General features: G+C 56.4%; 19 protein-coding genes and 1 tRNA gene. 3 read left to right on the plus strand and 17 right to left on the minus strand.

Annotated features, from left to right (window positions below):
• Positions 1-493 precede the first annotated feature (493 nt).
• Positions 494-1,570 carry a hypothetical protein gene (locus ACWGXE_RS18050; protein WP_447599408.1) on the minus strand — a complete coding sequence of 359 codons (1,077 nt, stop codon included), beginning with the start codon at positions 1,568-1,570 and terminating at the stop codon, positions 494-496.
• 575 nt (positions 1,571-2,145) lie between these two features.
• Positions 2,146-2,514: a hypothetical protein gene (locus tag ACWGXE_RS18055; protein WP_447599409.1), complete on the minus strand. Its 369-nt coding sequence runs from the start codon at positions 2,512-2,514 to the stop codon at positions 2,146-2,148.
• Positions 2,515-3,036: 522 nt separating this feature from the next.
• On the opposite strand from ACWGXE_RS18055, the gene ACWGXE_RS18060 reads away from it, so the two are divergent.
• On the plus strand, positions 3,037-4,062 hold the full coding sequence (locus tag ACWGXE_RS18060) for a cysteine synthase A (protein ID WP_447599410.1): 1,026 nt from the start codon (positions 3,037-3,039) through the stop codon (positions 4,060-4,062).
• Positions 4,063-4,697: 635 nt separating this feature from the next.
• Here ACWGXE_RS18060 and ACWGXE_RS18065 read toward each other — a convergent pair.
• The 3 genes from ACWGXE_RS18065 to ACWGXE_RS18075 all read right to left on the minus strand — a co-directional run bounded on the left by ACWGXE_RS18065 (position 4,698) and on the right by ACWGXE_RS18075 (position 6,013).
• A complete protein-coding gene (locus ACWGXE_RS18065) occupies positions 4,698-4,856 on the minus strand; it encodes a hypothetical protein (RefSeq protein ID WP_447599411.1) in 159 nt (52 codons plus the stop codon).
• 122 nt (positions 4,857-4,978) lie between these two features.
• Positions 4,979-5,218, minus strand: coding sequence for a hypothetical protein (locus ACWGXE_RS18070; protein WP_447599412.1), 240 nt, complete (start codon positions 5,216-5,218; stop codon positions 4,979-4,981).
• Between the two features lie 291 nt (positions 5,219-5,509).
• Positions 5,510-6,013: a cupredoxin domain-containing protein gene (locus ACWGXE_RS18075; RefSeq protein ID WP_447599413.1), complete on the minus strand. Its 504-nt coding sequence runs from the start codon at positions 6,011-6,013 to the stop codon at positions 5,510-5,512.
• A gap of 257 nt (positions 6,014-6,270) precedes the next feature.
• Here ACWGXE_RS18075 and ACWGXE_RS18080 point away from each other — a divergent pair, with 257 nt between their 5' ends.
• The gene (locus tag ACWGXE_RS18080; RefSeq protein WP_447599414.1) at positions 6,271-6,810 is read left to right on the plus strand and encodes a hypothetical protein; all 540 of its coding nucleotides are present in this window, start codon (positions 6,271-6,273) and stop codon (positions 6,808-6,810) included.
• A 1,130-nt stretch (positions 6,811-7,940) separates the two neighbouring features.
• Here ACWGXE_RS18080 and ACWGXE_RS18085 read toward each other — a convergent pair.
• From ACWGXE_RS18085 to ACWGXE_RS18115, 7 genes are all read right to left on the minus strand, one after another.
• Positions 7,941-9,230, minus strand: coding sequence for a 4Fe-4S dicluster domain-containing protein (locus ACWGXE_RS18085; protein WP_447599415.1), 1,290 nt, complete (start codon positions 9,228-9,230; stop codon positions 7,941-7,943).
• Positions 9,231-9,312: 82 nt separating this feature from the next.
• The gene (locus ACWGXE_RS18090; RefSeq protein ID WP_447599416.1) at positions 9,313-12,750 is read right to left on the minus strand and encodes a molybdopterin-dependent oxidoreductase; all 3,438 of its coding nucleotides are present in this window, start codon (positions 12,748-12,750) and stop codon (positions 9,313-9,315) included.
• 302 nt (positions 12,751-13,052) lie between these two features.
• Positions 13,053-14,525, minus strand: a complete 1,473-nt coding sequence (locus ACWGXE_RS18095; protein WP_447599417.1) for a sigma-54-dependent transcriptional regulator — start codon at positions 14,523-14,525, stop codon at positions 13,053-13,055.
• Positions 14,526-14,555: 30 nt separating this feature from the next.
• Entirely contained in the window at positions 14,556-16,625 is a 2,070-nt protein-coding gene (locus ACWGXE_RS18100) for an ATP-binding protein (RefSeq protein WP_447599418.1), read from the minus strand.
• A 357-nt stretch (positions 16,626-16,982) separates the two neighbouring features.
• Positions 16,983-17,058, minus strand: a tRNA-Thr gene (locus tag ACWGXE_RS18105).
• A gap of 134 nt (positions 17,059-17,192) precedes the next feature.
• A complete protein-coding gene (locus ACWGXE_RS18110) occupies positions 17,193-18,332 on the minus strand; it encodes an SGNH/GDSL hydrolase family protein (protein WP_447599420.1) in 1,140 nt (379 codons plus the stop codon).
• A 145-nt stretch (positions 18,333-18,477) separates the two neighbouring features.
• Entirely contained in the window at positions 18,478-20,598 is a 2,121-nt protein-coding gene (locus ACWGXE_RS18115; protein WP_447599421.1) for a hypothetical protein, read from the minus strand.
• A gap of 75 nt (positions 20,599-20,673) precedes the next feature.
• On the opposite strand from ACWGXE_RS18115, the gene ACWGXE_RS18120 reads away from it, so the two are divergent.
• The gene (locus ACWGXE_RS18120) at positions 20,674-21,459 is read left to right on the plus strand and encodes a 4-hydroxybenzoate octaprenyltransferase (protein ID WP_447599423.1); all 786 of its coding nucleotides are present in this window, start codon (positions 20,674-20,676) and stop codon (positions 21,457-21,459) included.
• 7 nt (positions 21,460-21,466) lie between these two features.
• Here ACWGXE_RS18120 and ACWGXE_RS18125 read toward each other — a convergent pair whose 3' ends face one another.
• The 5 genes from ACWGXE_RS18125 to ACWGXE_RS18145 all read right to left on the minus strand — a co-directional run bounded on the left by ACWGXE_RS18125 (position 21,467) and on the right by ACWGXE_RS18145 (position 26,687).
• A complete protein-coding gene (locus ACWGXE_RS18125; RefSeq protein ID WP_447599424.1) occupies positions 21,467-22,483 on the minus strand; it encodes a c-type cytochrome in 1,017 nt (338 codons plus the stop codon).
• A 2-nt stretch (positions 22,484-22,485) separates the two neighbouring features.
• Positions 22,486-23,313, minus strand: coding sequence for an ethylbenzene dehydrogenase-related protein (locus ACWGXE_RS18130; RefSeq protein ID WP_447599425.1), 828 nt, complete (start codon positions 23,311-23,313; stop codon positions 22,486-22,488).
• A 42-nt stretch (positions 23,314-23,355) separates the two neighbouring features.
• Complete coding sequence (locus ACWGXE_RS18135) at positions 23,356-24,081, minus strand: c-type cytochrome (RefSeq protein ID WP_447599426.1); 726 nt, start codon at positions 24,079-24,081, stop codon at positions 23,356-23,358.
• 32 nt (positions 24,082-24,113) lie between these two features.
• Complete coding sequence (locus ACWGXE_RS18140; RefSeq protein WP_447599427.1) at positions 24,114-24,725, minus strand: c-type cytochrome; 612 nt, start codon at positions 24,723-24,725, stop codon at positions 24,114-24,116.
• A 99-nt stretch (positions 24,726-24,824) separates the two neighbouring features.
• On the minus strand, positions 24,825-26,687 hold the full coding sequence (locus ACWGXE_RS18145; protein ID WP_447599428.1) for a cytochrome ubiquinol oxidase subunit I: 1,863 nt from the start codon (positions 26,685-26,687) through the stop codon (positions 24,825-24,827).
• Position 26,688: the final 1 nt, after the last annotated feature.

Genomic DNA, 26,688 nt, shown 5'->3' on the forward strand with positions numbered 1-26,688 from the left:
ACAAATGCAGAAGATATCGGAGCCAGGAATGACTGGGCCGTTTGGCCGCACAAATCAGACATTGCTTTCCGCGAATTGCCTCATGCCGGCCGCAACTTCTACACATGCGGCAGGCATACCATGATCGACAACGCTGAACTACTCGTAAACACCCTAGCCACGGCCATTGATTTTACCTGGCTGGAGTCTGTCTGGTAGGGCCGATCGGTCCGGCCTACCGGCGCAGCTCGGGGGCGTAATGGAAGATACTCATCGGATTCGAGACCATAGAGTACAAGCGGGCAAGCAGACGTTGATGAATTCGTTTCGTGGGATTCCTTCCCCGACAATAGAGGCACTGCGGTCCATTGACGGCCCGGTGATGCCGGCACTTTTCGCACAAGCCATTGGCTCGCTGGTTCATCAAGCTACGTATCCTTTCCATTGGAGATAATTCACCGTTTCTCACAACACGCGCGCGGGGGACATAACTCGAACGCCCGGGGAGGCCGAATCATTCGACGAGACGCGATCGGCTGTGGGCCAACCTGGCCATTCCAGACAAGTGTCCCAGCGTCTCTTTGAACAAGAGATTCAAATCCTGACTCATCAGCCGCACCGCGGCTTTCAGACGATCAAGCATCTCCGCACGATGTCGCAAATCCGGGACGGTATACACGCCGCCCTCCCCAAAGAACAGCTGCTTTTGTCGATCCTCTTTCTCTGATCCCGCCTCCCCCAGGTGTTTCTTCCAATCCTGTATGATGACATCGCGGCGGGATTGCGCGCGCTCGTTGTTTTGTGGCCAATTCAAAAACCGCCATACAGACTCCGGATACAGGGTGGAGTATTCCGGTCCCTCCCAGACTTCCTGCATGAGATTGCGCTGCTGCAATAATTGATATTGCTGCTGACCGCCTAAGGCAGCATACCCGTAGCTGCCCTGCAAGATATTCCCCACAACATCCGCCGCCCCTGCCATCACCTCCGACCCGCCGAAGAGAAATATGCCGGACAAAAGACCGGCCGTCGCATCGGAAAGGAGGGCAATGACAGTCCGTCGTTGTTGAATGTCATTCTGTATTTCATCAAGGCCGGCCGCCAACGCTTCGGCACGACCCTTCTCACACTCCAGTTCCGCCGCCACACTGGACGCATCGAACAGTGCCAAGAGAAGCTGATCGGAAAGCTCCTGGCGCAACTCGAGCAGCCGCAAACGGGCCCCCTCCACATTGCGTGAGACCTCTCGTTCGAGTATCGGGATTTCTAACACCAGGTCTTCAACGCCGATTATCTGCGCGATTTGGCGGGTCCTAGGCGAGAGGAATAAGAGTTTCTCGGTTCTTTCCTGTTCCGCTTGAACCCTGAGTTGAATGGGAAACGCGGCTTTCGGGCCATCGACCGGGGGACCGACAGCCGGCGAACAATAGCTCTCCACCACATATTCCTCTGTATCGCCTTGAAGATCTGCCGTCGGAGAAGGCTTGGGGCTGGTGGCGCATCCGGCGCCGATGCCAAAGAGAACGATACAGAGTCCTACCGCCCGCAGACGACAGCCATACCCGGATGAATTGCAATTCGAAGTAACCATTGGGATCAACAATACAAAAGGCTTTTCAGGCCTGTTTCACCGGCTTCTTTCATGAAGGTTTGCGAAAGAATCGCTGAAGGCAACCTTGCCCCAGCACCAGATGATGGCCTGCTCTCCAATTTACAGTAGTCCCCCGACATGAGGGAGGGATGAAAAACAGATGAAAACTAGTCTTAAGACGTCTGCCCGCCAAACTTTTCTCGGTTTTGACCAATTCTAGGGGATCTCTTAGCTTACGGAAATCCGGAACCATGTGACAATGCACGTATGCTTCGCAGTTTGGTTTCACACTTTCGAGGCGAGCCGATATGCGTGGGTTGTGAAGAACATCCCGTCGTGTCGGATTACCTCTGCCAATATTGTCTGGCGAAACTGGCGGATTTCTTGGCCGAAAGAGACAAGAACTCTCAATCGTCAGTGAAGTTTCGGCGCGACGACTGAATCGTCAGTCAAACGCAGCCAGGACGGCAGTCACATCGATGGGGCCGCAGCCCTGGCCTCGATCCCATCGTCCGTTATAATTCTGCGTTTTCTGGCGAAGGACGGAAGCAATTTGGTTGCCGTATGGATCCCCTCTACTTTGTTCGAGCCGCTCGACCAATGCGCCTGGCTGTCGCGGCCAGGAGCGCACCCGCCGTCAACGCTGTGAGATCGAGACCCGCCAGGGCCCACTGTCCTCTCGGCACGGTCATCAACAGATGACTCTTCGTCGTCAGCCCATTGAGTAGCGGCAAGGATCCTAACAGGACCGCCGCGCCGTACAGTTGCTGTTTCCAGGCAAGGAGGGATCCTGCTCGGGAAAGACTATGCACGAGACAGAGAACCCAGGCTACAAAGAAACACCGGATCTCCCATAGTGACCGGTCAAAGAGTGGCATCGGTAACAGTCGATTGACCCAGAAGAACACAGCAATGGCGACCAGTAACCCGCCCACCGTCGCCACATTCAGGACTTCAACCAGGCCGAGGCTGATAGTACTGCCGGCATGATACTTCCGCCGCTTGCTGGTTCATAGAACAAGGCCTGTCGCAATCACCCCGCTCGCCGTCAGCCCCATCACGAAATAAAGCCAGCGCCTCGTGCTGCCGCCGAATCGTACAAAATGCAACACCGACATCGGTGAGAGGATGTGTTCGCTTGCAGACCGCTCCATGAATGCAGCCAGCTGATGACTTGTGTGGAGCTATTCTTCATCAGCAGTCAAGACGATTCGGAGGCGATTCGAACGCCACCGGTCATGAGACCCCCCGGATATTCATCGTGGCTTAGGAAAGCCTTGCGCGGGCCCATAGTATTCGGTCAGCTTCGGATGTTCCAAGGCCCGAGCAGAGGCCGCTGGCCGTTAATCTTCGCCCCGCAAACCCTCTTGCGTTTTGTACCGTAAAGCAGTATTCAGAAGAAACACGATCCTCATGCTTTCTGATAACGACATCCATACCAGTCTTACGTTGGGTAATGTCATTCAATGGCCGGCAATAATACGCAGATGACCACGCTACAGTACCATGGGGTGGATGGCCATGTCGGCAACACCCCGCTCATCCGCCTGCGCCGCCTTTCGGAACTGACCGGCTGCGAAATCCTCGGCAAGGCCGAATTCATGAACCCCGGCGGATCGGTGAAGGACCGCGCCGCACTTGGCATCATTCTCGACGCCGAGGCCAAAGGACTGCTGCAACCTGGCGGCACCATCGTCGAGGGAACGGCCGGCAACACCGGTATCGGTCTGACCTTGATCGGCCACGCCAGGGGCTACCATTCCGTCATCATTATTCCCGAAACCCAGTCGCAGGAAAAAATCGACCTCCTGCGCACGCTGGGTGCGGAGGTTCGCACCGTCCCGGAGAAGCCGTATTCCAATCCGGACAACTACAACCATGTCGCCCGGCGCCTGGCGGAGGAAAAGGGCTGGTTCTGGGCGAACCAGTTTGACAACACAGCGAACCGCCTCGCGCACTATCGCACCACCGGCCCGGAAATCTGGGAAGAGACCGCCGGAAAGGTAAGTGCCTTTGTGTCCGCCGTCGGTACCGGTGGCACGTTGGGCGGAACCACGCTGTATCTCAAGGAGCGCAATCCGCACATCGTTATCGGATGCGCCGACCCCTATGGCGCGGCCATGTGGTCATGGTTTACTAACGGCAACACGGACATAAAGGACGGCGATTCCTTTGCCGAAGGCATCGGCCAGTCTCGCGTGACCAAGAACCTCGAGGGAATCGCGGTGGACAGCGCGTGGCGTATCCCCGACCAGGACGCGCTCACCATCCTCTACCAGCTCCTGCGCGAGGAGGGTCTGTTTCTCGGACTGTCCTCCGGCATCAATATCGCGGGCGCGGTGAGGCTGGCGCGCGAGCGTGGACCGGGCCAGATCATCGTGACGATCCTGTGCGACTCCGGCGCCAAGTATCAGTCGAGGCTTTTCAATCCAGAATGGCTGGCGGCCAATGGACTACGGACGGATTTGTCCGTCGATACCCTCCTTGCGTAGGTACAACGGCGATTTTGCCTGAGACGAAATCGACATTTTCACGACTGCTCTTGAGCAGCAGTGTTTGGAGAATCGCAAAACGATTGTCGGCCCTCTTCGCTCTCGCGCTCGGCACTTGGTTCAAGTTAAATATCGTGTCTCGCGTCAGCCGATCGATTCGTTCATATTGAAGGCCTCGAAGGCAGGACTCTTCCAAAGCGTACTAGACTGCAATAGGAGAAGAGCCGGAAGAGAGAGTTCACTTTGCGTGGAGGACATTTATAAGCAACCCCGTATACGTCACATTCGTTTGTTCCATGCTGCCACTGTCCTGGCCCAAGCCGCCGGTCTGTCCCGCACGAAAAAGTTTCCCTGGCTACCCGTTATTTCGCCCAGGTATTCACAACCTTGGGGTTCATTGAATGCAACCCACGCGTAGGAATCCGTCGCGCACGGCTCCGGCCATGAGTGACCAGCAACACTTTCACGTATAGTCGATATATAGGCTCATGCGTGCATTTATCATCCGCTTATATGGCCTACCTTTGAAGGTCTTCTCCACATAGGCCATGCGAAGACATCACACTGCGTATAGAGTGACCGCTTGTTGGAGACAACCGATATTCTATGGAGACGGCTGGTCCTGCGTGGAATCATTAGACGGTGACATCTTTAATGAATGGCTTCACGTACCCGCGCAGATGGCCGTTTTTCACCGCCAACTCGCTAAAGACAGCCAACGTCCCGTCCGTGACATCAAAATCTTCATACGCACGCAGCAGCGCGTTCAATGAATGCAACGGTGTCTTGATCACTCGTATTTGGACGGTGAAATCCGGCGATGGTCTCTCGGGCGGAACGTTTCGTTGGCCGAGCCAGGCCGGTGCCCATGAATTTGCCTGCGATCTTCACGTAAGCGGTGCCTTCCACGCGTTGGTTACTGCGGCATGACTGACAGTGCGGCATCTTGCCAGCCGCGGCTGGCGAAGGGTTCCGCATCATGCAGCTCGTTTTTCACGTGGACCAGCGTGGCCGACAGCGTCGGCCGAGCAATGACATGATCACTGCCGAGCCGGCAATGGAAGAGTGCTTTCCAATGAATGGCGGCATGCCATTCGGGAATGATGGCGACGGGGGGATTCCGGTCGTGCAGTCTGACGAACGACGACTTGTTCAAAGCTGATTGTTCCACGTATAGGACGAAGGTGAAGCGCACCGATAGACACCGTCTGTCCCTAAAGTGGGAAGTGTTCCGAATGGACAAGCTGTTCGCTTGCCGAATGGCCTGGTGCAACGTTTAATCAGGGATCGCCCTCACGGTGAACGGGGACTTGGACCGGGTTGGTCTACATAGGCGTATCCGCATGAAAGAGGAGGCAGATCGGCAGAAGGAAGATGAGGCAGCTTTACGCTGCTGTCTCACCTTCCTGTTTCCGTTGCAGCGGCATGTGACATAGCCGGGAAGTCGTCATCTATCAGGGGATACTTTCAAATCTGTCTCTGCCTCTGATCGTCCCGGTGGCGGGACGCTCTCTCGGGTGCGCACCGGACGCGTCGCGCTTCCTCCGACGAGTATGTGCGCGGATAACACTTGCTCTCCCCCGGTCACGGCCTGCTGCTCACGAGCCATGTATTTGACGGCGCCCGTTTTGTTAAAGCAGAAACTCGCATATTGTCCCGGCTTGATATCCGCTTCTTGGTCAATCAAGCCATTAAACCCTTTGTTACAGGCAATACTTTTCCCCGCTTCAATCAGAATGATGCGAACAGGTTGCGTTTTATCATTGATAAATCGCACCTCGTCTCCAACATTGACGCGGAGTTCCGCCGGCACGATGTCCGTCAGTGAAACGCGCACGTCATGTACGACCGCCGTTCGGCTCGTTTCAGGGACCGTCGGCTTATTCGCCCACATCGTATTGCTGCAGCCTGACAGCAACACAAGTAATGCTATTGTCATCCAGGATCGCATGGTATTCCTCCCGCGAAATGATGATAGTGGCCAAGCTATTAGAAGGACACGAATACCGGGGATAAGCCGCCGGCACAACACAGGCTAATTCTGTACAACTTTGTATTCGCGCCCTACTAGGTAGAACCCTAATATGGATCTGATAGGCTTCGTGCCCTCAGTCTTCAAGCTAAGCCCCTTGCATAGAGATTGTGCTTGCTCCAGACTAAATGAATCATCCAAGCTAAGGTCGAGTCGCCACGGAACCGAGGTGCGTTGTGACTCGTCGCCTGCTCCTTGTACTGGTCGCATTAGTTGTCGCGGCGGTTCTTGTGACGTGGTTTGTAGACTGCACGCATTCGCTCTGCCGTCTTCTGAATCTCTACACCTACGAAGTCAGTTCGCTCGATGAATTCCGCGAACATTTGGCTGGGGCGGACCTCCATGCCCGCCATCAAGCGCATAGACTTCGGTTTGATGAGCAGGCACTCAGACGCCAGGTCGCGGCTGCGATGCACAAACAGCTCGGGAATATCTATGCCAAGCAATTGGCGCCTGAGAAAGCCACGCGGCTCATTCACTCCGGGCTGGCCAGAGTCGAGGGGCGCGCGTTGCATCTGACGGATGAGGTCAGGTATGGGAAAGAAACTCTTAGGACATGGGCAGTTTCGATCAAAGCCTTCATGGCAGACGAGCCGAGGGATGCCACGCAGCAGGTCTATCAAGCCGAACTCAAAGCTTTATTTGATGAAATAGTCATCCACACCGGTGAGACCATGGAGAGGGTGACTTTGGCGGAGGCGCGAGGAAGTGACTAATTGCCACCAATGACTCTAATGTCTCGTCGCACATGGGGCGAGAGTCTCAATCAGTCCTTCGTGTGCTCGCCAGCAAGACGACCATCCGTCTCGCGCCTCTCTCCTGTCCTGGTAGCACCGTGGTAGCAGATGAGAATAAGTGAGCGCAAACCGCAGTCACTACAATAACTTCCAGCTCTTACAGCCGGGCATAGGGGTCTTCCTCCGGCCGAGCCCACAACAATCGGGTCGCAGGTCAAATGGATGCAACCGACCGATATGACGGATCAGTTTCGCGCCGTGAATGCCGAAACGATGATGTCGCGCGATTCATGCAGGTGTTCCCGCGGAGCCCGGAGTCCACTGGCGAAACACTTTCGCTAAAGATTCGTTTAGCAAGGCTTCGGCATCGGTCGGGTCAAACCACAAAACGTCTTTAGAATCGGCTTGGCTTAATCTCGTAGATAACCGCTTGCCCGTTTTCCGATCTCGTTCTTCAAGGATTAAGGTTACGCTCGTAGTCACATGAGTCGAGAGTAGAGTGCTCACAGCATTGACGTGCATCTCAATGATTTCCCCAGTCATCAAAAGGACTGGCACCTTTGCGTTCCCTGGTTCCACCATCCGAACTTGCCATCCCACCCCTTTGAGATAGCGGAGCATGGCCTTCGCTGTCGCTGTCCCGAGATCGCCACCTTTGATGGTGAAAAGGCATGAATCTAGCGTTCCCCACCGACTAGACTTGGCCCCGAGGGTAGCCGTGTCCCTCCGGCTATCAGTAAATTGGCGAAGCCCTATAGGGGTCCCCGATGCGGGTTGTATACTCGCCATTGCCTGAGTCGAAACGGAATTCGCCGGCGATTCTAGAGAAACCGCGAAGATATGTGGGTCGGCGTTGCACCCTTCGAACAAGGAACCCCAGGGGAGGAGTAGCCAAACCAATCCGGTCGGAATACGTCTGCGCAGACGTCTTAAACCATGCACGGTGAAATGAATCCTGCTGAGTTACGATAAGCAACGGGAGAGCGAGGAGGAGGAACGCTCCTCCTCGACTCTAGAGCGTTGGTTACAAGAGGGCGCCCCCTTTGCCCGGGCTTACCAGGTTTTGCTAGCCCGTGCGCGGGATGTGGGCGCCGGGATCACGCCCGTCATTAGAGCCAATTCACCCGCTCAGCTGGTCTGATGTAGATCGGCTCTTCGACCTGAATACGCGCCACTTCCTTCCCCGACTTGTTGAAGCCCAGCACGGTATCGTTGAACATCTCGAACCGCTTCCCGTGAATCTGGGTCTCGAACACCTTCGGGCCTGGAATGACGTCGTACCGGAAGATGATCTGCTGGCTCGCTCTCCAGAGTTGGAGCACGGCCAACAACTCCCGGCTCGGCACCAGGTACTTCTCGATCGCATTGTCCACGCCCGGCCCGAACATCTGCCGCGCGTAGCCCCGCGGGCTGTGCCGCGGCGGAATGTAGAAGCCGTTCGGCTCCGTGCCCCACTGCGGATACAACGGCAAGGCCACCTGCTCTACCCGAATGGAATAATAGAGCGGATGCCACCGATCCTCCGCCCAGAGGCCGTCCTCGCCGATCCGCACCAGGCTCTGCATCCGGATCTTCCCGACGCAGGCCGCCATGCAGCGCGTTTCCATCGGCTCCCCGCCCGTCAACGGATCCTTCCCTTCGATCCGCGGATAGCAGGCAATGCACTTCTCCGACACCCGGGTCGTCCCCCGGTACATCGGCTTCTTGAACGGGCACTGCTCCACGCACTTCTTGTACCCGCGGCAGCGGTTCTGGTCGATCAACACGATGCCGTCTTCCGGCCGCTTGTAGATCGCCTTCCGCGGGCACGCCGCCAGACAGCCCGGATACGTGCAGTGATTGCAGATCCGCTGCAGATAGAAGAAGAACGTTTCATGCTCCGGGAGGCTGCTCCCGGACAGCCGCCACGGTTCGTCCCGGCTGAAGCCCGACTTGTCGATGCCTTCCACCAGGGCCCGCATCGAGGTCGCCGTGTCTTCATAGATGTTGACGAACCGCCATTCCTGGTCCGTCGGGATGTAGCCGATCGCCGCCTGGCCCACTTTGGCCCCCGCGTCGAAAATCGTCATCCCTTCGAACACCCCGTAGGGCGCATGGTGCTTGCGGCCCACCCGCACGTTCCACACCTGCCCCCCCGGGTTCACTTGCTCGATCAACTGCGTGATCTTCACGTCGTAGAACTGGGGATACCCGCCGTACGGCTTGGTCTCCACATTGTTCCACCACATGTACTCCTGGCCCTTCGAGAACAGCCAGGTCGACTTGTCCGCCATCGAACAGGTCTGACAGGCTAAACATCGATTGATGTTGAACACAAAGGCAAACTGCCATTTCGGATGCCGCTCCTCGTACGGGTACAGCATCTTCCGGCCCAGTTGCCAGTTATAAACTTCAGGCATGGCTGATTCCTCCTCCGTAGCCGTTAGACGTGAGGCCGAGACGAGAGGGATGCAATCCTCGCTTCCGTGCGCCTCAGGGTTCTTAGACTTTGATCCTGATGTGTTCGCCTTTGAGCCACTTGAGCATGAACTCGTTCTCCTGACCCGGCGTAAACCCGGTCCGGACCGGCTCCCACGGACCCCGGGCGCCGATGCCGCCGTCTTCCGCCTTCGTAATGCGAATTAAGCATTCCTTCGGCACTGTGTTGATTGCATGGTGGTCCACTTGATACCCCCATTTGAATTTCCAGGCGACGGCATGCTTACCCGGTAACGAGTCGGTCTGGTGCATCGGCATCAACCAGCTCCGCGTAAACGACTGCTGGGCGCCGTACCGGAAGTTCGACTGATACCCGGTATCGACGGCAATCGCGCGGCCGTCCGGTCTCGTCTCGTGCCCCTTCACCGACTTCGCCGTCGACACGTAGGGGGCGTGCTTCGCCATCGTCACGTGGTACGGATACGCCGGGTTGTATTTACACCGGATCATCAATCGTGCGACTTTGTAATAAGGGTCCGATGGTTTCCAGCCGCGATACGGCCGGTCCACCGGGTTGCCGTCTACATAGACGTAGTCGCCGTCATTGATCCCGCGGTCTTTCGCCGCCTGCGGGTTGATGTGCAATTGGTGCTCACCGACGCCCGGCGTCCGCTTGTCCATCCGGTACGGATCGCCGAAGTTCGACTCGTAAATCTGTACCCAGTCGTTCACCGACCACTGGCTGTGCACCCGATGCCGGGTCTTGGGCGTCACACAGTAGAACTGGTAGCCCTTCTCCCATAATGGGTTTGAGTGCCGCTTGATCTCTGACCATGGCATCTTGATATTGCGCACGGTCTTGTCGTCATGGTGTTGCGCGGTGATCGGAATCCCATAGTCGTCCGGCCGAACATACGGATTGGACGTGAAAATGGCATTCGGAAGATAGGGAGTGGCTTCTGTCCCTTCCCGATGGGAGATGAAGTTTTCGCCATACTCGATCGCTTCCGGCTCGGTGCGGTAGTTTTCATACCGCCCGGTTCGCGTCCACATGGGTTTCGATTCGTTTGTTTCTTCCCAGAACGGATGACGTGGATAGGTCCGACACATGACCATCCAGCCCTTTTCCGACTTCAGCATCACGTCCGCGCTGTAGCCGTAGAACGTGCTCGAGGCATCGAGCAAGCGTTGAACGTAGACGTCTACACGGTTGACATAGACAAATTTGAAATAGTCACGGAACCGCTGATCACCGGTAATCTCACCGAGCTTCGAGGCGACCCCTGCCACCGTATCGAGATCATTGCGGGTGTCGTACAACGGGCGAATGCCGCCTTTCCAAACCTGGACCCACGGATTGGACACCGTGACGGTCATTTCCGGATAGGTGAATTCCATCCAGGAATTGCAGGCGAAGGCCACGTCATTGTGGTTGACGTCCGAGGTCATCTCAATGTCCTGCGTAATCAACATCTCGATACTTGGATCGACATTCTTCACCATATCGTAATGGTGCTTCGCGTTGTTCAGTACGTTGACATTGGCAACCCACCGCACCTTGCTCGGGCTCGGCATGTGGGTCTTGCCGGTGAACACCTTGCGACCATACTTCGGCGTATTGACGATCAGGGCGGTATCGCCATGGTTCCAATAGCCGACCTCTTCCCCGTAGTAGTAGGATTTGGTCTTGATCTCTTTGCCGTGCGCATCCGGATCAAGCGTAATTTGGAATGGGTCTTCGCCGGTATGCACCGCCAAGCCGGCACCGGACCATGGCGTGGACGTCCACACGCCGGCCTTATAGTTGCCCGCCCAGGTATGTTGACCCGTCCCGAATTTGCCCACGTTGCCGGTGACGATTAGCACCATCGCCGCACCACGAGAGTTGATCGTCATATGAAAATAATGATTCGTGCCTTCGCCATTATGGATGGCGGCGGGCTTAACGGTTCCCGAATCCCGTGCCCATCTGACCAAAAGATCCTTCGGCGTCCGGCAGATCTGATGGACGGTGTCCAGGTCATAATCCTGAAAATGCACCAAGTACATCTGCCACACCGGCATCGCGTCGACTTCACGCCCGTTGAGCAATTTCACGCGGTACGTTCCATTCAGTGCCGCGTCGATGCCGCTGTTTTGATAATGCCATCCGACCTGCTCTCGATGGAGAGGAACCGGCGCCTTCTTATTCAAGTCCCAGACCATCATGCCGCCCAGCCGTTGCACTTGTTCCGCCTTCAGGGTCTGGACTCGCCCGGAATAGCTCTTGGAAAAATCGGGGAACTCGTACCCTGCAATCACGTCTCTCGGATCCAAAAATTGCAGCGTGTCCGTGCGGACAAGGATCGGCGCATCCGTGAAGCCTTTCAGAAAATCAATGTCGTGCATGTTTTCATCGGCAATAATTTTCATCGCGCCCAAGAAGATCGCGCCGTCCGATTGCGGCCGCAGCGGCATCCAATAATCGGCGCGATAGGCGGTCGGGTTGTATTCAGGGGTAATCACGACGACACGGGCACCTCGTTCAATGCATTCCAACTTCCAATGGGCCTCCGGCATTTTGTTTTCGACGAAATTCTTGCCCCAGCTGGTGTTCAGCTTGGAGAAGCGCATGTCCGAGAGATCAATGTCCGACGCTTGCGCGCCACACCACCAGGGATTGGAGGGATTCTGATCGCCGTGCCACGTATAGTTTGACCAATAGCGGCCCCCTTGGGCCCGATCGGGTCCCACTTTGCGAATCCACGAGTCGAGGAGCGTATAACAGCCCCCATTCATTCGCGTAACCCCCATTTTGCCGACAATACCCAAGACCGGCATTCCCGCTCGGTTCTTGAAGCAGCGCGTGCCGGCACCTTTCATCATCTCGATCATCTCCGGCGCATACCCCTGTTCACGCAGACGGCGGGCTCCGGCTTCCCCGCTGTACCGGGTTCCGATGACAATGAGACCCTTCGCGACATAGGTGAACGCCGTATCCCAGGACACGCGAACCATGTCATCGAGATAGCGGCTGTCAAACTTATATTTCCGTTTGGTGTCCGGCGTTAGTTCTGGCGACCCGTCATCCATCCATTGTTTCCATCCCTTGCGGATCAGCGGACCTTTCAATCGGTACGGTCCGTAGACCCGCCGATGAAACGTGAATCCCTTGAGGCACATACGCGGGTTGTGGGCGAAGGTCCCACGGTTCCCGTACAGGTCTTCGTAGGTTTGGTGATCATAATTCTGCTCGACGCGCATCACCACGCCGTTTCGGACGAAGGCCCGAATCCGACACGCATGCGTATCATTCGGTGAACAACACCAGGTAAAGGAAGAATCATACCGATATTGATCGTGATAGACCCGTTCCCAGGACCGATCCGGATATTCCCCCAAGGGATTGCCGACTTCCACCACCGGCTGGAGCGCGGTCAATGCCAAGGCCCTATCGGCCAAGACAGCAACTGCGACGGTACCTGCTGAAAGTTTCAAAAATTGCCGACGTGAAAGAACCATGGATGCACCTCCGTAATAAGTGGCCGCACTCACCGTTACTGCCCGCGTTATGCCTCGCGTTATCACTCACCTCCTTCCACGCTGCCGCCGAGGGCACACACAACGACATACCGATGCGGCGTAGCAAGGGTGCTGCCACATATCCTAGGGTTGCGCCTAATCACTATGCGGTTGACTTTACGGGGATTTTGCGAGATGCGAAGGAAAAGAGAGGACGGATGTGAGGCTATGGATCAGTGTTCGGCATACGGCGATGTGCGCGTTACGCATATGTCGATATGCTGAACATATGGAGGAGCCGGTTACAACTCGGAATCGGTAGTGGCGCCTTGTAGATGCTTTTTCATTAACAAAGAGAAATGCTGACGAGGTATCTCACTGCTGTCGGCCGCCTTGGTTATGACCCCTTCATGCTGAGCAAGCTTGGCACGCAGATACGCACGCGTGAAGTCGGCCAGCGCCTTTTCCTTGGCCTCCATGTAGGGAAGATCCGCATAAAGCGATCCGTATTCGGGCTGCGGGGTTCCCGTGGATAGCGGCGTCAACAGACCGCGGATTTCCGCGCCCGAGATCGGGCCATCGTCTGCCATCATAACGGCCCGTTCGATCACGTTACGCAACTCGCGCACATTTCCAGGCCAATGATATCTACTCAATGCCTCCGTCGCGGACGGCTCTAGATAGAGGCCCGGCTTACCCATTTCTCGAGCTAACTGCGCCAGCAAATGGTCGGCAATGCTGGCAATATCGTCCGGCCGCTCGCGCAGAGGCGGAATGTTGAGGGGAATGATCGCGAGGCGATAATAAAGATCCTTCCGGAAAGCGCCCCGTTGAATCTGCTCTTCCAGACTGCGGTTCGTCGCCGCTATAAACCGCACATCGATCCGCCGAACCCTCGTGCTGCCGACGGCCCTGATTTCATTGTCTTCCAGGACCCGCAGCAGTTTGGCCTGCAACGACAGCGGCAGTTCTCCAATCTCATCCAGGAAAATGGTGCCTCCATTCGCCATCTCAATCAGACCGGACTTATCGGTGACTGCGCCGGTAAACGCTCCCCGGACGTGCCCAAAGAGCTCGCTTTCCATGACGCCTTCCGGGATGGTGGAACAGTCGATGATCTGAAAAGGCTTTGCATGTTCCACGCTTTTCCGATGTATGGCCCGCGCAATCAGTCCTTTACCGGTCCCGGTTTCGCCGGTAATGAGGACGGTGGAACGCACCTTGGCCGCTTCGCGAATGCTGCGCATGATGGAATGGTACGCCGCACTCGTTCCGACAAAGCCGCTTGCCTTGAATTCCTGCTCGGTTTGCTGCTCATAGAGAGCTTGGCGTCTCATAATTTCCGAGACACGAATCGCACGATGAAGCCGGGTTTCGAGATCTGCCGGGCTGACCGGTTTGAGAATATAATCGAAGGCACCGCTTCGCATCGTGTCGACCGCAAGCTGAACGGTATTCATCCGTGTGACGACCAAGACCGGAAGGTTTCGATCAATCGCCTGAATGCGGCTGACCAACTCAATCCCGGTCATACCAGGCAGCATCATGTCCGTCAGCACCAAGTCGACCGCTTGCTCGCGCAATAGATCTAAGGCGCCTTCCGCTGTCGCGCGGATCTCTATATCCCATTCGCCCCCAGTGGGTCTTACATTCGCCTGCTCCAACGCATCCAGAATCAATTCGACATCAGTCGCATTGTCTTCGACGACCAATACGGTGAACAGAGCCCTGGTTTTGCGATCCGCTGTACTGGTCGTCATATCCCCGGCTCGCATAACATCTCTCCCAGCGGACCGATAGGCCGCCTACATGTGCGCCTGTGCGGTGCCTTGATCGAAAAGGATGGTCGAATTCTCCCAATTCTCTAAGGCTGGGAGCGAAAACGTGATCGTCGCGCCCGGCTGGTCGGACGCCTCGACCCACACCTGTCCGCCGTATAATTCCACAATGCGCTTAATGATGGTCAACCCAATGCCGCTGCCCTTCGTTCGGGACGGATCCAACCGCACGAACGCTTCAAAGACACGCTCGCGAAAAGCGGCGGGAATTCCTATTCCATTGTCCGCCACACTAAAATGCAGCATCTTGCCGCAGCGCCGAGCCTTGATGACAATCTCCAGGGTGACATCCGGTCGGGCGAATTTAATCGAGTTTGATATCAGATTGTCCAGAATCTGCCGCAAGTAGGCGCTGTGGCAGGGGACGAGCGGCAGGTTGTCTTGCACGATCAAATGAACTCGGGCTCTCTCCAACTCCTCGGCGTGCGACTTCAGCACATCGCTCAGCACGGCGTGCGAATCGACGAACGTGGAGGCGGCTCGGCAGGTCCCCAGGCGTGCGATGCTCAGGATGCCGTCGGCACGGTTCGTCAACTCACCGCCGTTCTGCTGGACGAGGTCAAGCCATCGCCTGCCGCGCTCATCCAATTTTCCGCCGTATTCACGCCAGAGGAGGGACGCCAACTCGGACATCCGCTGGCCCGGACCTTTCAAGTCGTGGGCGAGAGTCTCGGCCAACTGTTCAAGCTGGCGAAGACGTGCCTGTACCGTTTGGTGCTTCTCGTGCACGATCTCATACAATCGCGCGTTTGAAATGGCGACCGCGGCTTCTTGCGCCAGTCCGAGCGCCAATCTGACATTCCACTCCTCGCGCCGAACATTCCTTTCGCTCAACAGAACCAGAACACCGAAAGGCTTCCCTTGATTCAAGAGAGGAGCGGCCAACATACTGTTGCCGATGAGATTTCGGCGCGCTAATTCGGGACTTCGATTGTCCCGCAATCCCTCGCCATTGACCGGTTCGCCTGTTTCAAAGGCCCTCGCACAGAGAGGAAGCTCTTCCCACAGCATGACGCTCTTGCAGAGCCGAGCATTCCAAAGTCCGGAAGCCGCCTCGATAATCCAACAGCCCATCTGCTCATTCCGCAAGAGAACGAGACAGAGATCGGCTCTCACCAGCTCGGCAGCTCGATCGGTGATCCGTCTCAGGACCCCTGTAATACCATCGGGACCAATGGTATTGATCTCGTGCCCGATGGCCTGCAGCGTTTCCAACTCCTGGAGATATCTCCGTATCTGTTGAGCCATTTCCTCATAGGATCTCGCCAGTTCGCCGATCTCATCTCCGGAGGAGATCCGCGCGACAGTATCCATCACTGTCGTCTGGCGGTCCGGATCGCGCCCAAGAGCTTTGCTGACGTTCCGAAGTAGTGCCAAAGGCTCCGTCACGCTCCGTGCCAAAACAAACGCGGCAAGCCATCCGAGCCCCAAGGTCCCAACCACCGCCACCAATAGACCTCTGAATGCAGCCTGCGAGAGATCCATGGCTTGTTCATTGTAGCGCTCTATTTCATCATCAAGCTGATCTTCCACATGACGGAACTGCGCGCGCAAGGTATCGGCTAGCTGAACACCTTGACCGGTGCGCACGTATTCGAGAACCTCCTCAAACTCTCCCTGTTCGACCTTCCGAATTAAGCCTTGCTTGGAGTACAGAAACTTCTTCAATTCGTTGTCGACTGCCTCCATGTCGCTACGACGTACAAACCGGTCCCTCGTCATAGTCGACGCGCGTTCAATCTCTTGAACCAATCGAGCTTCCGCCTCATGCATTGGCTTCAGAAATTCAAGTCGTCTTGTAAGCAGATAGCCCCGAAAGGCATCCTCGATATCTATTGCCAGCCGGCGGAGTTCTCCAATTCGTTCTCGCACGAGAACGATGTCATTGCGGGTATCCTGATAAGAGAGTAAAGTTTTAATCAGATATACGTGAAGAGAGAGGGCAATAAGGAGAGGGGCTAGGATAGCGAAAAGAACGAGTTCAACCTTGCGTTGAACCCGCAGATCTCCCCACCATTCGAGCTTGGAGCGGAGCATACTACAATAAGCTGCTCCATCGACCGAGGCTGCTGTCAGCCTCTTACAAGGTTACTGTAGACATGAAGTAAACGATGGTATTAAGAAAATTGACGCCATGTCAAGGAGTTGGGATTCGTGGGGCGTGGTCAGTTCGAAATAGATTTCTACTGTCGCTTGGGCCCTGCACAATCCTGAAAAGAACTAATGGAACATAGGCTGAAGACGTAAAGGAATAGCTTGGTCATGCGTCGATTTAATCGACCGCCTCGATTTTGTCCCGACCGTAGAGGGTGGTAGCAAAGTAGCCACAGCACTTTCAAACAGAAACGGCCCTTGCTCCACCGGAACAAGGGCCGTATATTCAAGCGCTTCAACTGGAGCCGGCGAGTGGAATCGAACCACCGACCTGCGGTTTACGAAACCGCTGCTCTGCCAACTGAGCTACGCCGGCTTTCGGCATGCGGCGGATGCTTCCGCCTTGAACGGGGCATCTTACTCAGGCTGTTTCAGTACTGTCAACGTGCATCGCTTAATACAACAAGCCCGGCCTGATTTTTCTTGAAGCATCATTTTTCTTCAACGCCGCTACGCGCCGGCCGGCCTTCGGAACAGCGGATTGTCCTTCAGCGCATCGAACAGGATCTCGGCCTTCATAGCCTCCCCCTCGACGGTCAAATGGCAGTTATCCACAAACCATTCGTCCTTGAACTTCTCTTGCCGCGGAATGATAAAAGGGACCCCATACCGGCGGGCCACCTCATCCAGCACCGCATACGTTTTCTCTAGGCCGATCACGAGAGCCTCTTCATACCCCGTGAAGGCCGCTGCGTTCTTGGATAAATTTTCCTTGCGCGCCTGCAAGAATCCAAATAGAACGATTTGGGAACCGGCTTGCTTGGCCTGCGACACCAGATAGTCGACGTTTCGGCGGAATCCTTCCGGATCCGTACGCTTTACCCGTTCAACCGCGTCCTGGCGAGGCACTTCCCAGAATGGTTTGGTGTAAAAGACCGTTCCCACCGGCTCCAGCCATCTGGCATAGAGATATTTGGCGATGTTGGACCGACTCAGGAGCGAACGTTCGCCCGGCCTTGGCCGCAACCCGCTTCCATGGTCGCGAAAATGCGCGTACTCGGGATCGTACCCGTCGAAAAACAACGGTAGCACATCATTGCCTCCGCCATGATAGATAATCAGGTCCGGCTCTAAATGGCGATGGCGGAAGACATAGCCGGCCACCGCCTCGGCGCTCGTCCCATAATTCAGGCCGCCGTTGATCACTTGGACCCGTTTGCCGGAAATAGCCTGAAGCCTGGCTTCGAGTTGCGCCACCCAGGTATCCCTGGGATTCTTCACGTAAGGCCACATATACGTGGTGGACCCACCCAAACATAATATTCTGATGGTGTCCTTGTCCTTCTCGACGGTGAATTCCTCGTTTCGATAGCCCAATGAATTCGTTTGCTGATAGCCGGCCGCACGGAAATTCGGCACGTTGGTGTAGAGTAAATAGGGATGGGGCATCAGCGACGTTTGGCCTGACTCTCCCGCCTCCCTTTCCGACGAAGAAGCCTTGCCTTGGTAATAGGCGACCGTTCGCTTCCCGTTGGCATAGGAAGCCTTTTCATAGAGGGGTCCTGCCGCGAATTCCAACAATAGAATCGATAGGCCGATGCTGAGTAGACTGAGCATGACGCCCACCACGATGCCTCGAGTACGGGTCATGAATGGTCACCTCTTTCAGATCGATGCAAATCCACATACGGGTTCAGGCACCGGACGAGAGCCCTCGCTCCTCATACCACTCAGATCGTTGCCGGCCTCCGGTCCCCGGGGGGCTATCCGGCAACTTGCCTATGCTGCCTCTGTTTCAATGGGACTTGCTCAACGGCAACACGCGAAGGTGGGAAGACTGACCGGCGTCCGGTAGGCAAAGCGGCTCTTGCGCATTCCCATACTGGTGTTTGGCAACGTCTTGAACCTGTCGGTGCACATAGGTGCACAGCTCACCGGCTAAGACCGTGCCGTTCTTATCCAAGTCGGCGGCCCCCCGGAGCCCCTTGAAAAGGTAGTAAGTAAAGAGGCCATGTTGCCCCGGCCTGTAGGCATGGGCATCTTGCAGAGCGTTATTGCCGATGATCCACATCAGGCGATCCGGCTTTTGCCCGTTTTCCGACATGTCCCATGTGGGCGTTGCCCCCTGAGCGACATCCGTCCCCGCAGTCGGTTCAAGAGACAAGTCCAGTAATAGAACGGCCTGCTGGACCCCTGTGCGAGCCAGTGCGCGCTGCACCCGTGCCAACGAAAAGAGACGAGACGGAGAAGCGGCGCTGCCGTCAAAGGGAACCAAGGAGACGGCCCCTGTCACCGGATCGACCACCCCCCGCCCGGACACATACACGAGCGCGGTGCCTCGTGATTCGACTTGCTGCGGCAGCCATTTCTCAAACACTTCCGCCAGATCGTCCTTCATGACATGCGTGCCCTGCAGCAACTTCACGCGTTGGCTGGGAACACCCATGAAAAACTTGAAATACTTCGCCATGATTTCCGCATCCCGATTCGCGAAGAGAGTCCCCGGCATGGCGGGGTCCCGAAATTGGCCGATGCCGATCGCAATGCCGATGGCCTGGGGATTCTTGAACGACCCCGGCCCGTACGGCATTTGGTCGACATCGACGGACAAGACTTCGGCATCTTCCTCTCGATCAGGCCGAATCGCGATCAAAAATCGTTTTGCAGTCGGCGATGCCGCATCCGAACCGGCCGTCCGCAGCACACAGACCAATTCCGCCTGTTCCACCTCCGTCACCGGCCCTAAGGCGCCATTGACGGACATGCGCTTGATTTCACCGGGTCCCAATGTCCCTACCTTCACGGGATGGGTCAAGTTCCGAAGGACGGCTGGATGTCCGTCAAAATCGATTTCGACATCATACGCGGCAGCCGATCCGTCATTCTTGATCTCAAATTCAACCGTAAACCGTTCCTCGCGTTCCAACACTTGATTGCGGTTCTCATCGCGAAAGATGGTGCGAAATGAGAGTCTCGCCTCGCCGCCATCCCGCCGATCAGCTGACATCGCGGAAGCAGCCGGCATCGCGGAGGCAGCCGGGTTGATTGCTGGCGTGGGAGCGGCAGGAGGAAGAGGCGGATTCCCGAACTGAGTCCGGACGGGCGCATCCGATTCCGGCAGCGGGCGCACCGAAGGAATCGCGGCCACCGGTCGGGGGTTCTTTGGCGATTGTGCCGCTTCACGAATCTTGGGCGAGTCCCCGAGATCGCGCGCCATGCCTTCCACTACTTTATCAACCGTCTCCCGGACCAAATCGTTCACGCCTTTAACGTCACAGGAATCGGTTGTGACCTCCACATCTTCGCGAGTCTGGCTCTGGAGTTTCTTGCTGTGACGGATGCTCCCGTCTGCATCACTATAGGAAAAATCAAGACCGAGCGTCACGATAGCCGGATAGGCGCGGTTTGCCTTTCTCGGCACGAAAAGCTCCAATTGCTTCAATCCCAATGCGACATCTACGACTCCGTCCACAGCCGCGGGCGTAGCGGAAGAGTCGACCACAACCTTCTGAAACACCATGCCCAACTTCTTTCGCAGCGCCTCCTGTAGAGGGCCTTCCACATAGACAAAGGCGGGCTGGCCGCAGGCATCCCGATAGTCCAGCACAGCCTGTTCAACGCTGGAATCGGCTCGGAGCACCACGGTGAGGGGAAGATTATAGCTAATGAAAGTGTGACTTCGGTTGAAGAACTGACATCCCGAAAGAACCAGAAGGAGACACAACAGAGCAAACGTACCGAAAGAATACCGCGATTTATTGCCACGAGACCGAGGACGATCGCAGCCCGGCCGGGGCATGACCGGTGCCGTCACGACACAGGAAAGAGCCTTGCTCGGGGCGATTTGACAGAGATTCGAGGCTCCGCTATGGTCAGCCATGTGATCGACCTTTCCGGCAATCCACACGCTCATCATACGACATATCAATCGGTCTGGACAGCGTGCGGCGAACTCATCCGCCTGCGCAACCAGTCTGGCACATGGCTCCTCATGTTGCCAAGCCTTTGGTCGCTTGTGCTCGCGAACGCTGGGCGGCCGCCGCTCTCACTGCTCGCTGTTTTCATCGCGGGCTCGTTCATCATGCGAAGTCTTGGTGTGGTCCTGAATGATCTGGCTGACCGAAACTTCGATCGCCAGGTCTCACGCACCAAAACCAGGCCGTTGGCCTGCGGAACACTCAGCCCGCACCAGGGTTGGATCATCGCGGCGGCACTGCTCGTGGCGGCTGCGTTGCTGGTCGTCACGCTTAATCCGCTTGCCATTCTCTTGAGTCCGGTCGGCTTGTTGCTCGCCGCCGTTTATCCCTATGCCAAGCGAAGGTTGCAACTTCCGCAGGCGGTGCTCGGCATCGCCTTCGGCTGGGGCGTCATCATGGCATGGGCCGCCTCTCGCAATGAGTTGACCGGTCCGGCCTGGGCGTTGTTCGGCGCAACCACTTGTTGGGCCGTCGCCTACGATACGATCTATGCGCTCCAGGATCGGGACGATGACGCGCGCATCGGCGTGAAATCCGCCGCTATCTTGTTCGGTTCCTACACGTGGCTTGCTGTCGGCATGTTCCTGGCCGCCATGCTGCTATTACTTGGATTTGCGGGATACTGGTGCTCTGTACAACCGCTGTATTACGTGGTCCTGGCTTCCGTCGGGATATTCTTCGGCCTCCAGGTGAGGAAGCTGCTGGAAACGGTTCCTCCATCTGTTGCCTTTACACTCTTCAAGCAACATGTCTGGGCGGGAACAGTCATTCTATTTGGAATGTGGGCGAGCGTCCGTTGATAGGCGCCTATCCTTCTTCCACCCTTTCGATAGGCTTGTCCGGTTTGGGCGCACGCAAGGTTCGGAGATACATGCTGACTGCCTTCGCATCAGCGTCATTGAGTCCAAGATTCGGCATCCTCGTGTCAGGTTTCATGACCTGGGGATTTCTCAACCAGCGATAGACCCACGTCGGATTCAGTCTAAACCCTGCGCGGTCCAACGCGGGACCGACCTTGCCTCCTTCGTCATTGATCTTATGGCAGCCGTTGCAGCCGTATTTATTCTGATAGAGTCGTTTGCCCACTTCCGCTAATTGCGTCGCCGCCTCAGGTTTCATGGTCAAGTCCGGACGAGCGATATTGACGCCTTTTCCCGGTCTCGTGGTGAAATTCGTCAGATTGGCTTGTGCCTGATCCAATTCCTTCTTGGCCTGACCCATAGCCTGCTGCTCTTTGGCGTAGGCGTCATCGTCAACTTCCACGCCTTTTTTCTCGGCCTCATCGTTCGCCTTTTTTTCTGCGTCTTCGGCAATCTGCGTGGCTTGCTTATATTTTTGTTCGGCTGCCTGCACCGCGTCCTGCAGGTCCTTTTTTCGACCTTCGACATTGAATTCCAGTTTCCTGCCGTGCAAGCCCCGGACAAACCCGACAATGCTCCAGATTTCTTCTTCTGAAAGCGTGTACTTGAAGGACGGCATGGTCGGCACGGCGAATTCATCGTCCCCGATTTTGTCGCCGCCCGGGCCGGTGTCCTTCATGTCACGCGAGACGGTGTGAAAAATTTCTTCGTCGCTGAAGGTGCCCATCTCTTCTTTATTGGAAAGATCCTTGGGTTTTGGATCAGGCATGGAAGACCAGTTGAATCCCTCGTTCTGGCGGCCATTTTCTCCGTGGCAATGCATGCAGTAGTGCGCATAGAGTCTTTCGCCCCTGGCCGCCTGCTCGCTCTGAAACATGGAACATCCACCGGTACCGGCCAATGCCCAGAGGCCAACCAGTCCTCCGACGAAACTTAACACCCGCAATTTTCCCCTCGCCCTCATGCTCAGGACCCTTTCTTTAAACGTCTGACGAGGACCAGCTCAAACCCGACAGCGAGCGCGATAGCCAAAACGGCATACAAGTAGGGTGAATAGTCCGGAGGCGGGTCCGCGCGGAAATACCACCAGGACGAGACGGCCTTTTCGGAACCCTTTTCTTTTGGTTGGCCGGTCTCCATTTTCTTGCCGTCCCACAAGGCGAACGCGATGCTGGTAAACTCTCCCGGCTTCAACTGAGTGTCTTCGGTGGCGTTTTCAGTGGCGAGCGGCCGCGAAAACACAACCTTCCACACGCCGCCTTCGTAGACACCCTTGGCTTTTACGTCCTGATGAGCCTGGGCCTTCAAGGTCCCGAAGCCCATGGCACTCATATCGACCCCTTTCCCGTCCTTATTCTTCCAATACCAAATATTGACCGGACCGCCCTGCACCTGACTCATTTCCTGGCCATGCGCAAAATGGGCCTTCGTGTCGCCGACCATGAATTCAATCGCGGCCGCATCGTCGGGATCTTCGGTTGGATCCGCAAACTCAAGAAGAATGGCGACATTGGTGCCGTCATGCAAGCCTTTGACTTTGATTGACTTGGCGGTCACCTCGGTGATTCGCACCGGCCAGTGGACCTGCGGGGACATGGGAAATTCAGAAGACGGAACCGTATTCCATGCCGCCGCGGTAGGATCATCTACCGGCAAGGCACCGGAGACAAGCGACGCTCGAACGGCGACGCTTTCCTGAGCCCCCGCAGAACCGAGCCACCCGACCATCATCAAACCGGCGAGTCCGGCCACGCCAATGAACCATCGATGCCTCTGTCCCAATGCGATAGTCATAGGATGCGATCCCCTTACAGCGAACGTCTGCGTTCAGGACGTCTACTCGGATTCGTCCCAGGTTCGGGGTTTCTGACCGGCGCCGTCATACTCGCCCATAATGACTTTCCAAATGTCCTCGTCTGAGAGTTCGAGCTCCCATCGGGGCATTGCCGACTTCCACGGCATCCCCTCGACCGGCAAACCGACCCCGCCCTTCTTAATGCGCCAGAACAAGAAGCTTTCCTGCAACATGGCAATGGTCGTCGGATCTTTAAAATTGGCAGGAGGAGGATTGAACCCCGCCGCGGCGAACCCCTTCCCATCAAAATTCCCATGGCAGGGCGCGCAACGAGACGCGTACAGACCTTTCCCGTACATGATATTTTCCGGCGTCTTCGGCACCGGATTGGACAACCCGGTGTATTCGCCGGGCGGAGCCGGATGGATCGTGCGGTTTTCCGCCGGAGGCGCATCGCTGGGAGCCGTGCTCCCATACGTCTGCCACCCGACAAGCAGCGGGAACAGGATCAACACGAGATAGCGTGCGGATTGCAGCGCCCCACCGCTCTCCCCGGCGAGAAACCGAAAGATCGGACCGAAGAATGCGTCTTTCGACGCGCCGCTGAGTGTAGCGAAAATGACGATTCCCGTCACCACCAAGGCGATGTACAAGAAGATCAGGCTGGCCGGGAGTGGGGCGGAATGAGGCAAATTCGGCACTACGAATTTCAGAAAGAGATAGATCCCGATCGTCAAAAGAACCGGTCTGAGTAATACGCCTCCCATAGATCCTCCTCGCCGCCGCTACGTGGTTCCGGTTAGTGCGCCCGCGCCACAGATACCGCTTCTGCGTCCGCCGCTTTGACCGGTTGGCCGGGCGCGACAATCTCCGATGGACTGACCGTAATAGGCTCTCCGCTCATTTGCTGCAAGAATGCGATCACGGAGAGAATTTCGTTTCGCGAGAGCCCGATAGGATTCTTGTTGATGTACGGCATACGTGCGGGATATTCCTTCGGCAGCCCCTCGTGCCGGAAATCCATGTAGATATAGGCCTGCGGCTCGGTGAGGCTCTCGTAAATGAAATCCCGAGACAGCTTCGCTCCGATGCCCTTCAGATCCGGACAGCGGGCCGATTCACTGGGCCCAATAGAATGGCAGAGCGCGCATTGGCCTTTGCTGAAGAAGATTTTTTGCCCGATGGCCGCCATGTCGGACGGTGTTTTAATGCTCGCGATATCAAACTTCTCCTCGGCCGGCGGCAACGAGGCCATCTGCGGCACCGCCAGCGCCACCAGGGCGAACAAGCCGAGGACAATCGCGACGAAGCCGATCACCCGGATAAATTGAGCTTTGATGAACAACAGAATGACGATGCCCGATCCCACCACACAGAGACCGATCAACTGCAGCTTGGCAACTTCACTCATAATTTCCCTTCGGGTAGTGATAAGTTTTGAGTGACGAGTCCTGAGTTAATCTCTCAATACGGATGCCAAACTCAGAACTCAACACTCAGAATTCGGAACTCAGTTCGACGGCTTCTCGTCGAATTGAGGCGATCCTCCCGCCATGGCCGGCAATGCTCCCTGCGGGAGCGGCGCCTTGGCCGGACTGCCTCCGCCTGCGGCTTTCGCTTTGTCCCCCATCGTCGCGACCCAGAAGATAAACGCGACGAGCATGCAGAAAAGAAACGTATTCAGCGCCATTAGGGCCGCCGCGTAGCCCAAGGCCGGTGAGAACGCGTAGGGAGACGAGTCCCGCATCACACCGTAGATATGCCAGTGGACGCGAGAGGAGGAACGCGCGTAGCCCATGAGCGTCATCAAGAGGATGACCATGACGGCGTTCAGCACGAGCGCATAACCGGCGCGCGGCGGCATCTTTCCCCAGACCATCTCCGTCGTCGTCTTGGCGCTCTTCAGCAGCAAAGCGGTCAGCGGCGTGATCGTCAACATGACGAACAGCACGATTCCCACCTGGGAGGTCGAAAAGTAATTAATTCGAATGATGGCTGGCACAAAATATCCCCAGACCCCGAGAATAATCACCGCGATCCCGGCCAGGACCAGCAAGGCGCCCATGACGGATTTTGCAATTTTCGCCCACCCCGCCGTCTCTTGCTTCCCCGCGCGCCAGTACATGATGAAACTCATGAACGTCACGAGAATCATGAGATTGGACACGGTCATTTTAGCCGACATGACGCCGAAGACTCCGAGGAGCGGATGGTGGGTACCGCCCATCTTGCGAGCCTCTTCTAAGCTGGCGACCAACGAGTGAGGAGTCATCCACACGCCGAGACACAGCAACAGAATAACCAGCATGGCCATGATGGGCTTGCGATACTGCATCTCCGATCCGGGAATGCGATGCGTAATTCCAAGCCAGAAATAGTAGTTGGATCCCAGGAACAGCACGCCGATCAACATGGCTTGCAAGATAAACAGCCAGGACAGGAATCCGCCCATCAGTGTAATGCCCATCTGCTGGTTGTACTGGTAAATCTCCCGCATCAGCCAATAGCCCGCAAAGGGCAGCGGCAGCAGCCCGAAGACGCCGATAAAGTTGCCGACGTATCCCATCCAATCATAGTGATAGCGTTCTTCTTGATTTCTCGCGGCCAGGTAACGAATACCGGCATAGGCGCCGCAAATGTATCCCCCCAAGACGACGTTTGCGATCAGCCGATGAATATTGACCGGCCACCAGGTTGGATTCCAGGTGGCGGCCCAAGCTCGCTCGAAATCCGTGCCTTCGGCGATGACGACGGGACTCGCTTGGAACGTCGCCCAGGAATTCGGGACGATCATAATGAAGAACGCGAACACATTGAGCAGAAGGCCAAGAACCACGTGAAGGCTCTTTTTATTGCCTTCGGCCATCGCGTCCCATCCGTACCAATAGAGATAGAGAGTCGCGGTTTCCAAGAGAAACAGGAGGCAATACACGATGAACGAAGGGAAGAAGATGTCCGTCAAATAATTCATCAGCTTCGGATAGAAACCGATGAGCAAGAACAAGAGAATGCCGCCGAAGAGCGCCGTGGTGGCGTAGGAGGAGGTCAAGAGCTTCGTGAACTCTTTGGCCAATTTGTCATAGCGCTTGTCGCCCGATTTCCACCCGACAATTTCGCACAGCCAGGCAAAGATCGGCACGCCGAGCACAAATCCGGCAAGGAGCAAGTGCAACTGAGCGACGACCCAGATCAGATTCCGGCTGCCGCCCACTTGAGGGAGATCACGATACGCCACGCCGGTGCCGGACGCGTCCTGCGCGGAACTGACGGCGGGAATTCCGCATAACTCAATGAGCGCGATGAGCCCGGCCGCGGCTGCGACGTGATAAAGCCTGCGATTCTTTTGATAGATTTCGTCACGCTGGTGCGCCATG

The sequence above is a fragment of the Nitrospira sp. Nam80 genome (assembly GCF_965152575.1).

Excerpts from the sequence above, each read along its gene's own strand:
- ACWGXE_RS18050 (WP_447599408.1), bottom strand. The coding sequence starts at position 1,570 with ATGGTTACTTCGAATTGCAATTCATCCGGGTATGGCTGTCGTCTGCGG.
- ACWGXE_RS18060 (WP_447599410.1), top strand. The coding sequence starts at position 3,037 with ATGGCCGGCAATAATACGCAGATGACCACGCTACAGTACCATGGGGTG.
- ACWGXE_RS18075 (WP_447599413.1), bottom strand. The coding sequence starts at position 6,013 with ATGCGATCCTGGATGACAATAGCATTACTTGTGTTGCTGTCAGGCTGC.
- ACWGXE_RS18085 (WP_447599415.1), bottom strand. The coding sequence starts at position 9,230 with ATGCCTGAAGTTTATAACTGGCAACTGGGCCGGAAGATGCTGTACCCG.
- ACWGXE_RS18090 (WP_447599416.1), bottom strand. The coding sequence starts at position 12,750 with ATGGTTCTTTCACGTCGGCAATTTTTGAAACTTTCAGCAGGTACCGTC.
- ACWGXE_RS18095 (WP_447599417.1), bottom strand. The coding sequence starts at position 14,525 with ATGCGAGCCGGGGATATGACGACCAGTACAGCGGATCGCAAAACCAGG.
- ACWGXE_RS18100 (WP_447599418.1), bottom strand. The coding sequence starts at position 16,625 with ATGCTCCGCTCCAAGCTCGAATGGTGGGGAGATCTGCGGGTTCAACGC.
- ACWGXE_RS18110 (WP_447599420.1), bottom strand. The coding sequence starts at position 18,332 with ATGACCCGTACTCGAGGCATCGTGGTGGGCGTCATGCTCAGTCTACTC.
- ACWGXE_RS18115 (WP_447599421.1), bottom strand. The coding sequence starts at position 20,598 with ATGATGAGCGTGTGGATTGCCGGAAAGGTCGATCACATGGCTGACCAT.
- ACWGXE_RS18120 (WP_447599423.1), top strand. The coding sequence starts at position 20,674 with ATGTTGCCAAGCCTTTGGTCGCTTGTGCTCGCGAACGCTGGGCGGCCG.
- ACWGXE_RS18125 (WP_447599424.1), bottom strand. The coding sequence starts at position 22,483 with ATGAGGGCGAGGGGAAAATTGCGGGTGTTAAGTTTCGTCGGAGGACTG.
- ACWGXE_RS18130 (WP_447599425.1), bottom strand. The coding sequence starts at position 23,313 with ATGACTATCGCATTGGGACAGAGGCATCGATGGTTCATTGGCGTGGCC.
- ACWGXE_RS18135 (WP_447599426.1), bottom strand. The coding sequence starts at position 24,081 with ATGGGAGGCGTATTACTCAGACCGGTTCTTTTGACGATCGGGATCTAT.
- ACWGXE_RS18140 (WP_447599427.1), bottom strand. The coding sequence starts at position 24,725 with ATGAGTGAAGTTGCCAAGCTGCAGTTGATCGGTCTCTGTGTGGTGGGA.
- ACWGXE_RS18145 (WP_447599428.1), bottom strand. The coding sequence starts at position 26,687 with ATGGCGCACCAGCGTGACGAAATCTATCAAAAGAATCGCAGGCTTTAT.